Consider the following 14,975-nt stretch of genomic DNA (forward strand, 5'->3'; position numbering starts at 1 on the left):
GCAGGGGGGTGTGGGCGGAGCCGGGCTCAGACGCGGGTCAGCGCCCAGAACCCCACCGCGTAGCAGACCAGCGCGAGGAGCAGCAACGGCAGTGCCACCGCCGCCGGGGGTCCGGGGCGGCGGCGCCGGGGGGCGCGGTGCTGTGCGACGGACGGGGCCGGGGGCTGCCGCGTCTGGGCGCCCTGCGCGGTGTAGGCGGCGGTGGGGGGAGGCGTGTTCGGGTGCTGGGGCGTGTGTTGCGGATACGGGACGACCGGGGGCGTCTGCGGCGGCTGGGGCCGCGGTTGCGGCTGGGACTGACCCAGCAGGGCGACCGTGGAGTGCGGAGGCGGCAGGTGGAAGCTTCCGGTGTCCGACATGCCGGGCATCGGGGGCGCGGCGGGCGGGTCCTCCGCCCCGGCGGGCGCGGCGGAGCGGGGAGCCCCGTCGCGGTCGGCGACCGTGACCGGACCGTCGGGGCCGAACCCCGTCGGCAAGGGTCCCACCTGCTCGAATATCTCGATCAGCTCGTCGTCGGGACCCGGCTCCGGCAGCAGCTCCATGGCCGCGGCCAGTGCCTTGCGCGCCCCCGTGGCCGTACGGAACCGGGCCTGTGGATCAGGTTGCAGCAGCGTCGACACGACCTGCCACAACGGCTCCGGGATGCTCGCCGGCGCCGGCGGCGTCCCGTGCTCGGCGAAGTACTGCACCAGCGCCTTGGTGTCCGGCTTGGCGCCCTCCAGCAGATAGAGCGCGACCAGTCCTACGGCGAACAGGTCGGCGGCGAAGTCCGGTTCCGCGCCCATCATCGACTCGGGCGCGAGGTAACCGGGCGTCCCGACCACCAGGTCGGCCTCCGTCAGCCGGGGCTCGCCCAGGCGCATCGCGATCCCGAAGTCCCCCAGCCGCAGCCGGGGACGGGCGGTGCCGGTGGCTTCCAGCAGGATGTTGGCGGGCTTGATGTCGCGGTGGACGACGTCCTCGGCGTGCACCGCGGCCAGCCCGGACAGCAGCTGGTCGAGCAGGGTGCAGACATACCCGGGCGGCAGCGGACCGTAGTCCCCGACCACATGGACCAGCGAGCCGCCGGTGACCAGGTCCATGGTGAACAGGACCTTGTCGTCGTCGGCCGCCCAGCTGGCCGGGGCCAGCACATGGGGATGGTCGATCCGCAGCGCCTGCTCCCGCACGAACCGCAGCAGGGAGTGGGCGTCGCGCTGCTGGAGCACCTTGGCGGCCACGTACCGTCTGCGGCGGTGGTCCCAGGCGCGCCACACCGCGCCGACTCCCCCACGCCCGATCGGGTCGACCAGTTCGTACCGTCCGGCGAAGACCTCACCCATCGCCCTGCGCGCCCCTCCCCCTGTCCTTCCCGCCCCGCGTCCACCGCACCCGCGCGGGCCCGGCTGCCGAACCCCCTCGGCGGTCGGGGCCCGGGCGGGGTCAGCTCTGGTGGGACTGGTAGTGCGCGACCGCGTCCGAGGTGCGGCCGGCGCCGTAGACCCGGAGGAACTCTGCCAGCTCCGGGTGGGTCGGGGCGAGGGTGTCGGCGGCTTCTATGATGTCGCCGGCGGCGGCCACCGAACGCAGCAGGGACTGGATCTCACGGACCACCCGCTTCACCGTGGGCGCGCCGGAACCGCTCGTGGTCTGCGTCGTGTTGCTCAGCACCGAACCCCCCTGGGACTTCTTGATCTCGTCCATCCGCTCGGTGGCCTCGGCCGCGCTGACACTGCCGTCCGCGACCTGCCCCGCCAGGTCCTGCAACAGCTGCACCCGCTGTACCACCGCCGGATTGCCGATCTTCGCCCGCTGACCGCTCATCAGCTGCGACAGCATCGGCGCGGACAGCCCCAGGACCCCCGCGAGACGCGCCTGGTTGAGCCCGAGATCGTCGATCAGCCTGCGGAAGAGCGCCCCCAGTGGCTCCCCGTACCAGTTCCGCTGCAGTTCCCGCGCTCTCGCGGTGGCTTCCTGCTGTGCGGCGTCCATTGCGTCTCCCCATCGCTTCCCCAAAAACCGCAGTTCGCTCCAGCGAACCACGCCGAGCATCTTACGGAGAGTGGTTGTTCACCGGGACCCCCAATCTGTTTGGGAGATAAGGCCGCTCACCCGGTACTCTTGTCTGCGGCGCCCGCCGGGACGGAGTCCCCGCCGGCCGGACGCCACGGTTCCGGGGCCTTAGCTCAGTTGGTAGAGCGCTGTCTTTGCATGGCAGATGTCAGGGGTTCGACTCCCCTAGGCTCCACGGCAGGTCAGACGCCCCCTGAGGTACCTCTCAGGGGGCGTTCCCATGATCGAAGTCCGCTCAGAGTCCACAACCCCACGAACGCCCTCCGGCATGCGCTCACCCGTTCGAGGGGCTGGGCTGCATGCGGCAGCCACGTGGAGTGCCGCCATCGAGAGGGGCAGGCCGTCTCCCCACAGCGAGCCTGAGACGCGCCTCTCGTGGATCTGCGCGGTGTCGTCGCGGAGGACGACAGCGGAGGATCTGCCCGGAGGGCCGGCTCGGGTGCCCTTCGGTGCTCCGGGAACACGTCATTCTTCCGGGCCTGGCAGCGGCGGAGACGCGGGTCGCTTCCGGGGCTGGTCACCACGAGCACGAAGCTCATGGGCACGCGGGACGGAACCGTCGGGTTCTGCCCAAGCCGGCGCCTGCTCATAGGGCCTGCCGTACGAGAGACGGGGATCGTCGTAGCGACGGATGACGGCGGTGTCGTTCTCGAAGGAGGGCAGGGCGACCGTCCCGCCCTCCGGCAGCGGCGCGACGGACGACGGCGTCACGGGTCCGGGCGCCGGAACCTGGCGAAGTTCCAGCCCCGAGAACGGGTTCTGCCAGAACTGCGACCGCGGGGTCCGCCAGCGGTAGCGCACCGCCAGCACCCGCAGGCTGAAGGCGAACACGGCGGTTCCGACAGCGGTGCCGACGTTCAACGCCCCGGCGGCGTGCAGCGCGACGGTCGCTCCGGAACCCGCGAGGGCGGGCATCGAGTACAGATCACGGTCCCAGCGCAGCAGCGACGGCACCTCGAGTGCGAGGAGGCTGGCCAACACGCCGCCCCCGACCGCGCTGGCGCTGCCGAGCGTGGCGGCGGCCGGGAGATTGAACCCGTGTTGCAGCGCCTTGATCGTGCCCGTGACGCTGAAGAGCCCGAGGGCAGCCGCGTCGAAGATGCCGAACGGTCCGCCCTCGTGCACCTTCCAGTCGTTCCTCAGCCGGTGCCCGAAGTACACGGGGACGGCAGCCGCGAAGGGGGTGAAGAAGTATCCGAGGTCGGTGAAGGCGACCGGTGGTACCCCGAGCACCAGGTCGCGGAAGAGGCCGCCGCCGAGTCCCGCGCACTCGGCGAGGATCACGGTGCCGATGAGGTCGTAGTCCTTACGTACAGCCAGGAACGCCCCGGACAGTGCGAAGGCGAGTATGCCGAAGAGATCCATCACGTACTGAACCACGCTGTTCAGTTCGCCGATCGCCATCGGGGAAGCCTTTCAAGAGGTGGTCGTGGCGCTGATGAGAGGAGAGGGAAGTGGCCCGGAACGAGTCACGCGTCCGCCCACGGCGACAGACACCAGCAATACCCTTGAAGTTCCCGTCCGTCGGCAGAGACTTTGAAGTCGGCCTGTACGGCCAGGAAACCGGCCCACCCCGCCCCGCGGCACCGGCTGCCCAAGCTGCCCGTGTTCCCCGGTCGTCTTCGTCTTCGCGGCACAGGAGCGCCCCGCCCTCCTGGAATCCGCCGAGGAGAGCGGGGCCGCGGTCATGAGCCGGTGTCGTGCGGGGACGGGCGGGATGTTTCCGTGGTCCGGGAGTGCGGCACCGGTGGCGTGGAGTCCGCGTCTCCGGCCGGTCCCGGCAGGCGCAGCCCACGGGACTCGGCCACGCGCAGGGCGTCGGTCAGGCACTCCGCGAGGCGGAGTCCGGCGTAGCGGACCTCGGTGTACGGGGCGGCCGGGTCGTCCAGGACCGGGCGGGTGAGGCTGAGGATGTCCTCGGCGGTGGCTAGCTGCATGGCCTCCATGTCGTCGGCGAGACGGGAGAGGTAGCCGCCGTTCTCGTCCGTGGAGAGGTAGCAGGGCTTGCCGTCCAGGGAACGCCAGGGCAGCAGACGCAGGGTGCTCGTGGACATGGGGGCGCGGTGCGCCGGGTCCTCCGTCATGCCGCGGCCACCTCCGGGGCGCCGACGAGGTGCCGGTCGAGGTCGATGCCGAAGTCGGCGGCGAGGACGAGGGCGAGGCGGCGGCGCTGTTTGAGGGCGGCGTCCTGTTCGTGGGCGAGGAGGTAGGGGCGCACGAGGCGGGACGCGGTGCCGTCGAGGGGGGTGGACAGGCCGTAGGGGGAGCGGTGGAGGGGCAGGCGCGCGGGTGGTGCCGGGGGCGGGACGAGCGGTACGGCGGTGAGGCGCGGCCGGAGGGCGAGGCGGCGGATAAGGTCGGGCATGTCGACGCTCCTTGTCAGCGTTGGCCGTGCCCCGGGAGGTCTTGTCCACCTCGCCGGGGCGTCTCGTCCTTCGACGCTATACCGCCATATAGCCCTCTGCATACAAGTGCAGACAGATCCATCCGATCGTGCAGGGACGTGTATCTCTACGTTGGACATATGAGCGACAGGGAAGAAGCCGAGTCCACACTGGACCCCATGAGCGCGAGGCCGCTGTACGCACAGTTGGCTGATGTCATCGCCCGCAGGATCAAGTCGGGGGAACTGGCTCCGGACCGCCCTATCCCTTCGGAGCACCGTCTTGCCGACGAGTACGGTGTTGCGCGCTTGACCGCCCGGCGAGCCGCGCAGGAGCTGCGCGAACGCGGGCTGATCGTCACTGTGCGGGGCAAAGGGTCTTTCGTGGTCGAACAGCCGCCCGTCGGCGACCCTGAAGTCGGTGAACCGGACCACTGAGGACGCTGCGCCACCCGAACCCACCCGGCGTCAACTTCCCCGGACCCAGCGGGACTTGATGATCATGGGGGTGTCGGAGGACGTACGGTTCAGGCGGAAGACGCCATGTCGGCTCTTGATATCGTCACTTCACAAGGCACCGGCATCCCCACCCCTGCGGGGCGGTGCCACGTGACTCATCGCCGCTGTGGGCCGTCGGCCGCGTCGGCGAGGTGGAAGGGGTAGACCATGCGGGCGAAGGTACGGGCCGCTCTCGACGCGCTCTACATGAAGCGTCTCGTCAGGGAGCTGGAGGGACGCCCACGCCCTCAGCACATCGGCATCATGCTCGACGGCAACCGCCGGTGGGCCAAGATGTCGGGCATCAACGACCCGCGTGAGGGCTACCGTGCGGGCGGCGCGAAGGTGCTGGACTTCCTGCGCTGGTGCGACTCGGCCGAGATCGAGCACGTCACCCTCTACATGCTCTCCGACGACAACCTGCACCGGCCCGAGGAAGAGCTGACCCCGCTCATCGACATCATCGCCGAGGTGGTGGAGCGGCTGGCCGCCCCCGGCAACCCCTGGCCCGTCGAGGTCGTCGGCGCCCTGGACCTGCTGCCGGCCGAGTCCGCCGGCCGTCTCAAGACCGCCACCGCCGCCACCCAGGGCCGCCAGGGCGGCACCAAGGTCGACGTCGCCGTGGGCTACGGCGGCCGGCGCGAGATCGTCGACGCCGTGCGGTCCGCCCTCACCGAGCACAGCGCCCAGGGCGGGGACATCGACGAGTTCATCGAGTCCTTCACCATGGAGCACATCTCCAAGCACCTGTACTCCAAGGCGCGCTCCGAGTCCGACCTCATCATCCGTACCTCCGGCGAACAGCGGCTCTCCGGATTCCTGCTCTGGCAGTCCGCGTACGCGGAGATGTACTTCTGCGAGACGTACTGGCCGGACTTCCGCGAGATCGATTTCCTGCGCGCCCTGCGCTCGTACTCGTTGCGGGAGCGACGCTACGGACGGTGAGTGCGCGGAAGCGTACGGTTTCACGTGAAACAACGGCGCGGGGCGGGAGAGTCCGGCTCTCCCGCCCCGCGCCGTTGTGTCCGGCCCCGGTAGGGGGCGTCAGCGCTGGTCGTCGCCCTTGGCGGCCTCGTCCTCGGCCTGCTTGGCCTCCACCTCGGGATCGAGCGTCGCCCCGCTGCCGTCCACCGACGACAGCCGGCCCGGCTCCGGGACCTCCGTCGCCTCGGGCGGCTCGACCAGCCAGTCCGGGTTGGCCTGCTTGTCCCACCACTTCCACGCGGCGAAGGCGCCACCCGCCACGAGACCCAGGACCGCCAGCACCCTGACGGCACGGCCGGCCTTCGCCCGCCGCTCGTGCTTGCGGACCAGCTTCTGGATCTCCTTGGGCGAGACCTGACCGCGCAGCGCCGCCAGCGCCGCGGCACCGCGCAGCGCCGCCTCGTCCCGGACGGGACCGGCCGCCGCCACCGCCTGTTCCACCTTGGGCCGGGAGTACTCGGCCGCTTGCCGGGCGGCGATACGGGCACGCAGGGCCGCCTCATGGGCGGCCAGGTCCACCTTCGGCGGCACGTGCGAGAGGGCCTGTTCCAGACGCGGCGCGACATACGCGCCGTACTGCAGCCGGGCCTGGTCGGCGGCAAGGGACACCTTGGGCGCCAGCCGTACGCGCGCCTCGTGTGCGTAGTGCGCGGCCCTGTCCTTGGCCGTGTCGGCGTAGGGCGCCACCACTTCCGCGGCGTGCAGCACGCTGTCCTTCGCCGAACCGGTCGCGGCGCGCACGCTGTCGATGCGGGTCACGGGTTCCTCCTCCTCGGTGGCGTACGGTAATTCGACTTTCCACCCTTTTACGGATCATGCCTGCCGACACCCCGCCAGGCATGTGAGGGCGGGCATCCGGGTCATGGCGAGCCGTACCGAAAGGCGATCAACCGGAGATCAACCGAAGATCAACCGGAGATCGAGCGAAGATCGACCGGTGATCAACCGGGTGATCGACGGGGATAGCGGGTGAATACGGGGCAACGGGAGCTTGTCGTCGACAATGCCACGGATCGACGCGCAGCGCCCCCGGCTCGGGAGTACTCGGCCGGATTTCCGCAAGCGACACGCGCTGAAGAGGGGCAACGATCGGCCGCTGGGCGACGTGCGCGGCGGTCCGTGCGAGGATCGGGGGGTCACAAGGAAGACAACGGAAGGCAGATCGTGGCTGAGCAGCTTTACGCCACCCTGAAGACCAACCACGGGGACATCAACGTCCGGCTCCTGCCGAACCACGCCCCCAAGACGGTGAAGAACTTCGTCGAGCTGGCCAAGGGCGAGCGCGAGTGGACCCACCCGGCCACCGGCCAGAAGTCCACGGACAAGCTCTACGACGGAACGGTCTTCCACCGGGTGATCAGCGGGTTCATGCTCCAGGGCGGCGACCCGCTGGGCAACGGCACCGGCGGTCCCGGTTACCAGTTCGAGGACGAGTTCCACCCGGACCTCGCCTTCGACAAGCCCTACCTGCTGGCCATGGCCAACGCCGGTCCGGGCACCAACGGCTCGCAGTTCTTCATCACCGTCGCCCCGACGACGTGGCTGAACCGCAAGCACACCATCTTCGGTGAGGTCGCCGACGCGGCCAGCCAGAAGGTCGTGGACGCCATCGCCACCACGCAGACCAACCCGCGCACCGACCGTCCGGTCAAGGACGTCGTCATCGAGACGGTCGTCGTGGAGACCCGCGAGGGCTGATCCGGCCCTGCCGGCACCGGCCGCGGCCGGCCGCCACGGGAACCTGACGCCCCGCTCATCCGTAGGGATGGGCGGGGCGGGTGCATTGCACACGACGATCGAGGGGACAAGGGGACACCTCATGGACCAGGCAGCGGGAGGCACGCCACAGGACGCCGGGACCCCGCCGACCTGCTACCGCCACCCGGACCGCGCCACCGGCGTCCGCTGCACCCGCTGCGAACGCCCGGTCTGCCCTGAGTGCATGATCGACGCCTCCGTCGGATTCCAGTGCCCCGACTGCGTCCGCGGCGGTTCCGGCACCGGCCACGCCCCCGCCGCGAGCCGGCCCCGCACCCTGGCGGGCGGCACCGTCGTCGCCGACCCCCGGCTGCTCACCAAGATCCTGGTCGGTCTCAACGCCGCGTTCTACCTGGTCCAGATCGCCGTCGGCGACCGTTTCACCGCGCGGTTCGAACTCATCGGCCAGGCCTACGTACCGCTGCTCGGCTCCGTCGAGGGCGTCGCCGACGGCCAGTGGTACCGCCTGCTCACCGCGATGTTCCTGCACGGGAGCCTCATCCACATCATCTTCAACATGCTCAGCCTCTGGTGGATCGGCGGCCCCCTGGAACAGGCGCTCGGCCGGGCCCGCTACCTCGCGCTCTACGTCCTGTCCGGACTGGCCGGCAGCGCCCTCACCTACCTGATCGCCGCGCCCAACCAGCCCTCGCTGGGCGCCTCCGGTGCCGTTTTCGGTCTCTTCGGCGCCACCGCCGTGCTGCTGCGCAGGCTGCGGTACGACATGCGGCCGGTCATCGCCCTGCTGGCGATCAACCTGATCTTCACCTTCAGTCCGGGCTTCAACATCGCCTGGCAGGCCCACGTCGGCGGACTCGTCGCCGGTGTCGTGATCGGCTACGGCATGGTCCACGCCCCGCGGGAGCGGCGGGCCCTCGTCCAGTACGGCACCTGTGCGCTGGTGTTCGTGATCACTCTCGCGCTGGCCCTGGTGAGGACCGGCCAGCTCAGCTGAGCGCCGGTTGTCCACATCGGTGCCGCGTCTTGTGCACAGGGCGTGGGAACGCGTGCGCCCCCTGTCACCGACCCGCGTTTCCGCAGGTCAGCCGGGGGCGAACGTACTTTCGGTTACCGGTATGTCTGTCGTACCGGCGTCAACCTCCGGTGAGTTATCCACAGATCGTCGTTTCTTTTCCCCAGCGTGTGGACAAGGGCTGTGGATAACTCAGTGGATAGCCGTGGGCAGAGCTGTGTTCACCAGCGGGTGGGCGCTACTTCCACTGCGTGGAGACGCCGAACCCGGCGGCGATGAAGCCGAAGCCCACCACGATGTTCCAGTTGCCCAGGCTCTCGACCGGCAGCGAGCCGTCGGTCACGTAGAACACCACGATCCAGGCGAGGCCGATGAGGAACATGGCCAGCATGACGGGGGCGACCCAGGCACGGCTGTTCAGCTTGATGCTCGTCGACTGCTTCGCCGGCGGCGGCGTGAAATCTGCCTTCTTGCGGATACGTGACTTCGGCACGAGGGTCTCTCCTGTCGATGCGCTGCGTGGCCGCGCAGGGAACTGGGTCCGGGCGTCCGTTAGCGTAGTGCTTCCGTGGCGCCGAAGGAGATAAGGGTACGTTGAGCAATTCTGCCGACTCCCCCCAGGCCGGATCCAGTGCTGCCCGCCGACGCCGGTTCCGGCCCGTACGGGTCCTGACCGCGGCCGTCTTCGCGCTCGCCGGGCTGATCTTCTTCACCAGCTTCGACACGGCCAAGGGCACCGACATCCGCACCGACGACTCCCTGCTGAAGCTCTCCGACCTCATCCAGGAGCGCAGCCGGGACAACGGCACCCTGGACGAGACCAACGCCGCCCTGCGCGACGACATCGAGGCCCTCGCCGAGCGCGACGACGGCAGCACCGAGGCGGAGGACGACAAGCTCGCCGCCCTGGAACGGCGCGCGGGCACGCAGGAGCTGAAGGGCGAGGCGCTCACCGTCACCCTGGACGACGCCCCGCCGGACGCCACCGCCAAGCTGCCCGGCTACCCCGAGCCGGAGCCCGACTACCTGGTGATCCACCAGCAGGACCTGCAAGCCGTGGTGAACGCGCTGTGGCAGGGCGGCGCCGAGGGCATCAAGGTCATGGACCAGCGGCTGATATCCACCAGCGCCGTGCGCTGCGTCGGCAACACGCTGATCCTCCAGGGCCGCGTCTACTCACCGCCGTACAAGGTCACGGCGGTCGGCGACCCGGAGAAGCTGAAAGACGCGCTGTCGGCGTCCCCGGCGATCCAGAACTACATGGTGTACGTCAACGTCTACGGACTCGGCTGGAACGTCGAGGAGGACGGCGCGGTCACGCTGCCCGGCTACTCGGGCACGGTGGACCTGCACTACGCCGATCCCGTGGAGTGACCGGCCCCGCGGAGACCGGGAAACCGGAGGCATCGCGCCGTTAGTCTGGTGGCGTACGGCGTGATTCTGGTGCCGTGGTGCGACGGAAGGGACGGCATGTACGGCTGGATCTGGCGGCATCTGCCGGGAAACGCATGGGTGAAGGCGCTGCTCTCGCTCGTGCTCGTCGTGGCCGTGGTCTACGTCCTGTTCCAGTACGTCTTCCCGTGGGCCGAGCCGCTGCTTCCCTTCAACGATGTGACGGTGGACAACCAGTGAGTGCGCGGATTCTCGTCGTCGACAACTACGACAGCTTCGTCTTCAACCTGGTCCAGTACCTCTACCAGCTGGGCGCCGAGTGCGAGGTGCTGCGCAACGACGAGGTCTCCACGGCGCACGCCCAGGACGGCTTCGACGGCGTGCTGCTGTCGCCGGGGCCGGGCGCGCCCGAGCAGGCGGGCGTCTGCGTGGACATGGTCCGGCACTGCGCGGCGACCGGCGTCCCCGTCTTCGGGGTCTGCCTCGGCATGCAGTCGATGCAGGTGGCGTACGGCGGTGTGGTGGACCGGGCGCCGGAACTGCTGCACGGCAAGACCTCGCCGGTCGAGCACGGGGGCAAGGGCGTCTTCGCCGGCCTCCCCTCGCCGTTCACGGCGACCCGTTACCACTCCCTGGCCGCCGAGCCGGGCACGGTGCCGGCCGAGCTGGAGGTGACCGCCCGCACGCCCGACGGGATCGTGATGGGGCTGCGGCACCGGGAACTGCCCGTCGAGGGCGTGCAGTTCCACCCCGAGTCGGTGCTGACCGAGCACGGACACCTGATGCTGGCCAACTGGCTGGCGGAGTGCGGCGACGAAGGCGCGGTGGCGAGGTCCGCGGGGCTCGCCCCGGTGGTGGGCAGGGCCACGGCGTGACCGCGCTGCGCCCCGAGCGGGAGCCCGGCGCCGAGGCGGCCGGGCTGTCCGGGGGGGCGTTCGCGGACGCCCCGGCGCACGGTGCCGCCCCGGCGCACGGTGACGCCCGCCCGGCGGGGGCCTCGTACGGGCAGGAGCCGTACGGGGACCAGGGCGCGCTCGGGGGCGGCGGCCGGTACGACGACGAGACGGTGGCGCTGCGGGTCGTGGACCCGGCGGCGCGGACGAGCGCCGGACGAAGCCCCTCCGCGCCCGTGCCGGGCGGCCGTGCGGCCCGCAGGAAGGCCGCCAAACGGCGTCAGGGCGGCCGTGGGGCCTCCCGCAGGGCGTCGGGCACCGCCAAGGCGCCCGCGGGTCCGACGGCGCCGCAGGGGGGCGACGAGGGTCCGAGAGCGCCGCTCACCCGGGTCGAGGCGCGGCGGCTGGCCCGGGCGAGCAGGCCGAGCGCGGCGACGGTCGCCAGCCGGGTGATCGGCGAACTGTTCATCACCACCGGTGTGCTGATGCTGCTGTTCGTCACCTACCAGCTGTGGTGGACGAACGTGCGGGCGCAGGCGCAGGCGGACAAGGCGGCGAGCAGCCTCCAGGACGACTGGGCCGACGGCAAGCGCAACCCGGGGACCTTCGAGCCCGGTCAGGGCTTCGCGCTGCTGCACATCCCCAAGCTGGACGTCGTGGTGCCGATCGCCGAGGGCATCAGCAACGAGAAGGTGCTCGACCGGGGCATGGTGGGGCACTACGCCGAGGGCGCGCTGAAGACGGCGATGCCGGACGCCAAGACCGGCAACTTCGGGCTCGCGGGACATCGCAACACGCACGGCGAGCCGTTCCGGTACATCAACAAGCTCCAGCCGGGCGATCCGATCGTCGTGGAGACGCAGGACGAGTACTTCGTCTACAAGATGGCGTCGATCCTGCCGGTGACGTCGCCGAGCAACACCAGTGTGCTGGACCCGGTCCCGCAGCAGTCGGGGTTCACGGGGCCCGGCCGCTACATCACCCTCACCACGTGCACGCCGGAGTTCACCAGCAAGTACCGGATGATCGTGTGGGGCAAGATGTCCGAGGAACGGCCGCGCAGCAAGGGCAAGCCGGACGCACTCGTCGACTAAGGGCAGATGACCAGTGGCAGCGACCACCGATACCGAGCACGAAGAGCACACCGACGGGCCCGCCTCCGAGCCGGCTCCGCCACCGCGCGGTCGCGGCCGGATCGCGTCGGCCGTCAGTGTCTTCGGCGAGCTCCTCATCACCGCCGGCCTGGTGATGGGCCTGTTCGTCGTCTACTCCCTGTGGTGGACGAACGTCATGGCGGACCGCGAGGCCGACAGGCAGGGTGACCAGGTCCGGGACAACTGGGCGCAGGGCAGGGGCGGTTCGGACGGCCCCGGGGCACTGGACACCAAGGCCGGCATCGGCTTCCTGCACGTCCCGGCGATGAGCAAGGGCGAGATCCTCGTCGAGAAGGGCACCTCGATGAAGATCCTGAACGACGGGGTCGCCGGCTACTACACCGACCCGGTCAAGGCGGAGCTGCCCATGACCGGCAAGAAGGGCAACTTCTCGCTGGCCGCGCACCGGGACGGGCACGGCGCCGAGTTCCACAACATCGACAAGATCGGCAAGGGCGACCCGATCGTCTTCGAGACGAAGGACACCTGGTACGTCTACAAGGTCTACGGCATCCTCCCGGAGACCTCGAAGTACAACGTCGACGTCCTCGGGAAGATCCCGAAGGAGTCCGGGAAGAAGAAGGCCGGGCACTACATCACGCTGACGACGTGCACGCCGGTCTACACGAGCCGCTACCGGTACATCGTCTGGGGCGAGCTGGTGCGCACGGAGAAGGTGGACAGCGAGCGGACGGTGCCGAAGGAACTGCGCTGAGCGGCAGCCACGGCAAGAGCCCCGGTCCTCGTCCCAGGACCGGGGCTCTTGCCGTGCGGGGCGGCGGGCGTCAGCCGCCGAAGCTGTCCCACCAGTTGCCGTTGCCGTTGCCGTTCCCGTTTCCGTTGTTGCCGTCGGTCGCCGGAGTGGCGATCAAGGTGACCTTGTCGCCCTTCTTGACCTGCTGACCCTCGGTCGGGTTGCTCGCGACGACGTTGGCGTTGTCCTCCTGGGAGCCGGAGATGCCCTGGAGTTCGAGACCGGCCTGGGACAGGACGTTCTTCGCCTCGCCGACCGTCATGCCGGTCACCTTCGGCATCGCGAACGCCGTCTCCTCGGCCGGGGCCTTGGCGATCTTCACCGTGACGGTGCTGCCGCGGTCGACGTCGCTGCCCGGGGCGAGGCTCTGCTCGAAGATCTTGCCCTCTTCCTGGGCGCTGGACTCCTCGGTGCTCTGGGTGCCGAGGACCAGGCCCTTGGCCTCCAGGATGGACTTGGCCTCGTCCGGCGTCTTGCCGGTGATGTCCGGCACGGTCACCTGGGCCGTCTCCTTGGCCACGGTCAGGGTGACGGTGGAGCCCTTCGCCTTCGAGGTGCCGCCCGCGGGGTCCTGGGAGATGACCGTGTCCGGCGTCTCGGTGGACTCCTCGGTCTTCTGCTCGACCTCGAAGCCCGCCTCCTCCAGCGCCGCCTCCGCGTCGGAGTAGCTCTGGCCCTCGACGTCGGGGACCTCGACCTTGGGGGCGCCGGTGGAGACCACGAGGTTGATGGTCGTCTCCTTGTCGACGTCCGCGCCTGCGTCCGGGTCCTGGGAGCAGATCTTGCCCTTGGCCTCGGCCTCGCAGGAGTCCTCGGTGAAGGCCACCTTCAGGTCGGCGTTGACGGCCTGCTGCTTGGCCTCCGCCTTGGTCTGGCCGACGAAGTTCGGCGCGCTGACCGTGCCGTCGTCGGTGCCGCCGCTGCTGAAGATCTCCCGGCCGATCAGGATGGCGCCGATCAGGACGAGGATGCCCGCGACGACCAGCACGATCGTGGAGGTGTTGGACTTGCGCTGGGGCTGGCGGCGCCGGTCGGGACGCTGCTCGTCGTAGCCGTAGCCGCCGTCGTCCGGGTTCATCGGCGGCAGCATCGAGGTGGCGCCGGCGCCGGAGTCGGCGCGCAGGGCCGTGGTCGGCTGGTCGTCGGGGTAGCCGCCGTAGCCGACGGCGCCCATCGCGGCGGTGGCGGCGACCGGCTGGCCGTCGAGGCAGGCCTCGATGTCCATGCGCATCTCGTCGGCCGACTGGTACCGGTAGTTCGGGTCCTTGGTCAGCGCCTTCAGCACGATCGCGTCCATCTCGGGCGTGATCTCGGGGTCGAAGACGCTGGGCGGCTGCGGCTCCTCCCGTACGTGCTGGTAGGCGACCGCCACGGGGGAGTCGCCGACGAACGGCGGGCGGACGGTCAGCAGCTCGTAGAGGAGGCAGCCGGTGGAGTACAGGTCCGAGCGGGCGTCGACCTGCTCGCCCTTGGCCTGCTCCGGGGAGAGGTACTGGGCGGTGCCGATGACGGCCGCCGTCTGCGTCATCGTCATGCCGGCGTCGCCCATCGCGCGGGCGATGCCGAAGTCCATGACCTTGACCTGGCCGTTGCGGGTCAGCATCACGTTGGCCGGCTTGATGTCGCGGTGGACGATGCCGGCGCGGTGCGAGTACTCCAGCGCCTGGAGGATGCCGATGGTCATCTCCAGCGTCCGCTCGGGCAGCAGCTTGCGGCCGCTGTGGAGCAGTTCGCGCAGGGTGGAGCCGTCGACGTACTCCATGACGATGTACGGGATGGAGACCCCGTCGATGTAGTCCTCGCCCGTGTCGTAGACCGCCACGATCGCGGGATGGTTGAGCGAGGCGGCCGACTGGGCCTCCCGGCGGAACCGGGCCTGGAAGGACGGGTCGCGTGCCATGTCGGCGCGGAGCGTCTTCACCGCCACCTGGCGACCGAGCCGGGTGTCATGCGCGTGGTAAACCTCCGCCATGCCACCACGGCCGAGCACCGGGCCCAGCTCGTACCGGCCGCCTAGGCGACGCGGCTCTTCCATAGCTACCTACCAGCCCTCTCCGTCGGTCCCGACCGGCCTGCTTGTACGGTCGGAGGCTGCCGTCCGGCCTACCGTACCCGGCTCGCTCCGTGCGACTTG

Annotated in this window: 16 protein-coding genes, 1 tRNA gene and 1 pseudogene; 10 read left to right on the plus strand and 8 right to left on the minus strand. The window is 70.2% G+C overall.

Features of this window, described 5'->3' with window-relative positions:
* Positions 1-26 precede the first annotated feature (26 nt).
* Together ACZ3IG_RS17200 and ACZ3IG_RS17205 are read right to left on the minus strand one after the other, a co-directional pair.
* Positions 27-1,322 (minus strand): serine/threonine-protein kinase, encoded by a 1,296-nt coding sequence (locus ACZ3IG_RS17200; protein ID WP_467432780.1) that lies wholly within the window; start codon positions 1,320-1,322, stop codon positions 27-29.
* Between the two features lie 100 nt (positions 1,323-1,422).
* Positions 1,423-1,971, minus strand: a complete 549-nt coding sequence (locus tag ACZ3IG_RS17205) for a helix-turn-helix domain-containing protein (protein WP_467432782.1) — start codon at positions 1,969-1,971, stop codon at positions 1,423-1,425.
* Between the two features lie 183 nt (positions 1,972-2,154).
* Between ACZ3IG_RS17205 and ACZ3IG_RS17210 the strand changes: the two genes are divergently transcribed.
* A tRNA-Ala gene (locus ACZ3IG_RS17210) sits at positions 2,155-2,227 on the plus strand.
* A gap of 596 nt (positions 2,228-2,823) precedes the next feature.
* Here ACZ3IG_RS17210 and ACZ3IG_RS17215 read toward each other — a convergent pair.
* The 3 genes and pseudogenes from ACZ3IG_RS17215 to ACZ3IG_RS17225 form a co-directional block, all read right to left on the minus strand.
* A pseudogene (locus ACZ3IG_RS17215) lies at positions 2,824-3,456 on the minus strand (trimeric intracellular cation channel family protein); the annotation flags it as partial.
* A 281-nt stretch (positions 3,457-3,737) separates the two neighbouring features.
* Positions 3,738-4,136 (minus strand): hypothetical protein, encoded by a 399-nt coding sequence (locus ACZ3IG_RS17220; RefSeq protein ID WP_467432784.1) that lies wholly within the window; start codon positions 4,134-4,136, stop codon positions 3,738-3,740.
* Entirely contained in the window at positions 4,133-4,417 is a 285-nt protein-coding gene (locus ACZ3IG_RS17225) for a hypothetical protein (protein WP_467432785.1), read from the minus strand. Before ACZ3IG_RS17225 ends, ACZ3IG_RS17220 begins: the two co-directional genes overlap by 4 nt.
* Positions 4,418-4,576: 159 nt before the next feature.
* On the opposite strand from ACZ3IG_RS17225, the gene ACZ3IG_RS17230 reads away from it, so the two are divergent.
* Both ACZ3IG_RS17230 and ACZ3IG_RS17235 read left to right on the plus strand, forming a co-directional pair.
* Entirely contained in the window at positions 4,577-4,873 is a 297-nt protein-coding gene (locus tag ACZ3IG_RS17230; RefSeq protein ID WP_467432787.1) for a GntR family transcriptional regulator, read from the plus strand.
* A gap of 228 nt (positions 4,874-5,101) precedes the next feature.
* A complete protein-coding gene (locus ACZ3IG_RS17235) occupies positions 5,102-5,878 on the plus strand; it encodes an isoprenyl transferase (protein WP_215170387.1) in 777 nt (258 codons plus the stop codon).
* Positions 5,879-5,977: 99 nt separating this feature from the next.
* Here the strand turns inward: ACZ3IG_RS17235 and ACZ3IG_RS17240 are convergent, their stop codons facing one another.
* The gene (locus ACZ3IG_RS17240) at positions 5,978-6,676 is read right to left on the minus strand and encodes a DUF5324 family protein (protein ID WP_467432789.1); all 699 of its coding nucleotides are present in this window, start codon (positions 6,674-6,676) and stop codon (positions 5,978-5,980) included.
* A gap of 405 nt (positions 6,677-7,081) precedes the next feature.
* Between ACZ3IG_RS17240 and ACZ3IG_RS17245 the strand changes: the two genes are divergently transcribed.
* A complete protein-coding gene (locus ACZ3IG_RS17245) occupies positions 7,082-7,615 on the plus strand; it encodes a peptidylprolyl isomerase (RefSeq protein ID WP_437086429.1) in 534 nt (177 codons plus the stop codon).
* Positions 7,616-7,736: 121 nt separating this feature from the next.
* Positions 7,737-8,630: a rhomboid family intramembrane serine protease gene (locus ACZ3IG_RS17250; protein WP_467432791.1), complete on the plus strand. Its 894-nt coding sequence runs from the start codon at positions 7,737-7,739 to the stop codon at positions 8,628-8,630.
* 256 nt (positions 8,631-8,886) lie between these two features.
* Here the strand turns inward: ACZ3IG_RS17250 and crgA are convergent, their stop codons facing one another.
* On the minus strand, positions 8,887-9,141 hold the full coding sequence (gene crgA, locus ACZ3IG_RS17255; RefSeq protein WP_215170380.1) for a cell division protein CrgA: 255 nt from the start codon (positions 9,139-9,141) through the stop codon (positions 8,887-8,889).
* Positions 9,142-9,242: 101 nt separating this feature from the next.
* Here crgA and ACZ3IG_RS17260 point away from each other — a divergent pair, with 101 nt between their 5' ends.
* The 5 genes from ACZ3IG_RS17260 (at position 9,243) to ACZ3IG_RS17280 (ending at position 12,802) form a co-directional block, all read left to right on the plus strand.
* A complete protein-coding gene (locus ACZ3IG_RS17260) occupies positions 9,243-10,022 on the plus strand; it encodes a DUF881 domain-containing protein (RefSeq protein ID WP_467432794.1) in 780 nt (259 codons plus the stop codon).
* Between the two features lie 96 nt (positions 10,023-10,118).
* Positions 10,119-10,280: a hypothetical protein gene (locus tag ACZ3IG_RS17265; RefSeq protein WP_019324742.1), complete on the plus strand. Its 162-nt coding sequence runs from the start codon at positions 10,119-10,121 to the stop codon at positions 10,278-10,280.
* Entirely contained in the window at positions 10,277-10,915 is a 639-nt protein-coding gene (locus ACZ3IG_RS17270; RefSeq protein ID WP_215170374.1) for an aminodeoxychorismate/anthranilate synthase component II, read from the plus strand. Before ACZ3IG_RS17265 ends, ACZ3IG_RS17270 begins: the two co-directional genes overlap by 4 nt.
* Positions 10,912-12,027, plus strand: coding sequence for a class E sortase (locus ACZ3IG_RS17275; protein WP_467432795.1), 1,116 nt, complete (start codon positions 10,912-10,914; stop codon positions 12,025-12,027). The genes ACZ3IG_RS17270 and ACZ3IG_RS17275 overlap by 4 nt, the downstream gene beginning before the upstream one ends.
* A gap of 13 nt (positions 12,028-12,040) precedes the next feature.
* On the plus strand, positions 12,041-12,802 hold the full coding sequence (locus tag ACZ3IG_RS17280) for a class E sortase (protein WP_467432797.1): 762 nt from the start codon (positions 12,041-12,043) through the stop codon (positions 12,800-12,802).
* 70 nt (positions 12,803-12,872) lie between these two features.
* Here the strand turns inward: ACZ3IG_RS17280 and pknB are convergent, their stop codons facing one another.
* Positions 12,873-14,876, minus strand: a complete 2,004-nt coding sequence (gene pknB / locus ACZ3IG_RS17285) for a Stk1 family PASTA domain-containing Ser/Thr kinase (protein ID WP_467432799.1) — start codon at positions 14,874-14,876, stop codon at positions 12,873-12,875.
* Positions 14,877-14,975 lie beyond the last annotated feature (99 nt).

This window comes from Streptomyces sp. NPDC016677 (genome assembly GCF_055562815.1).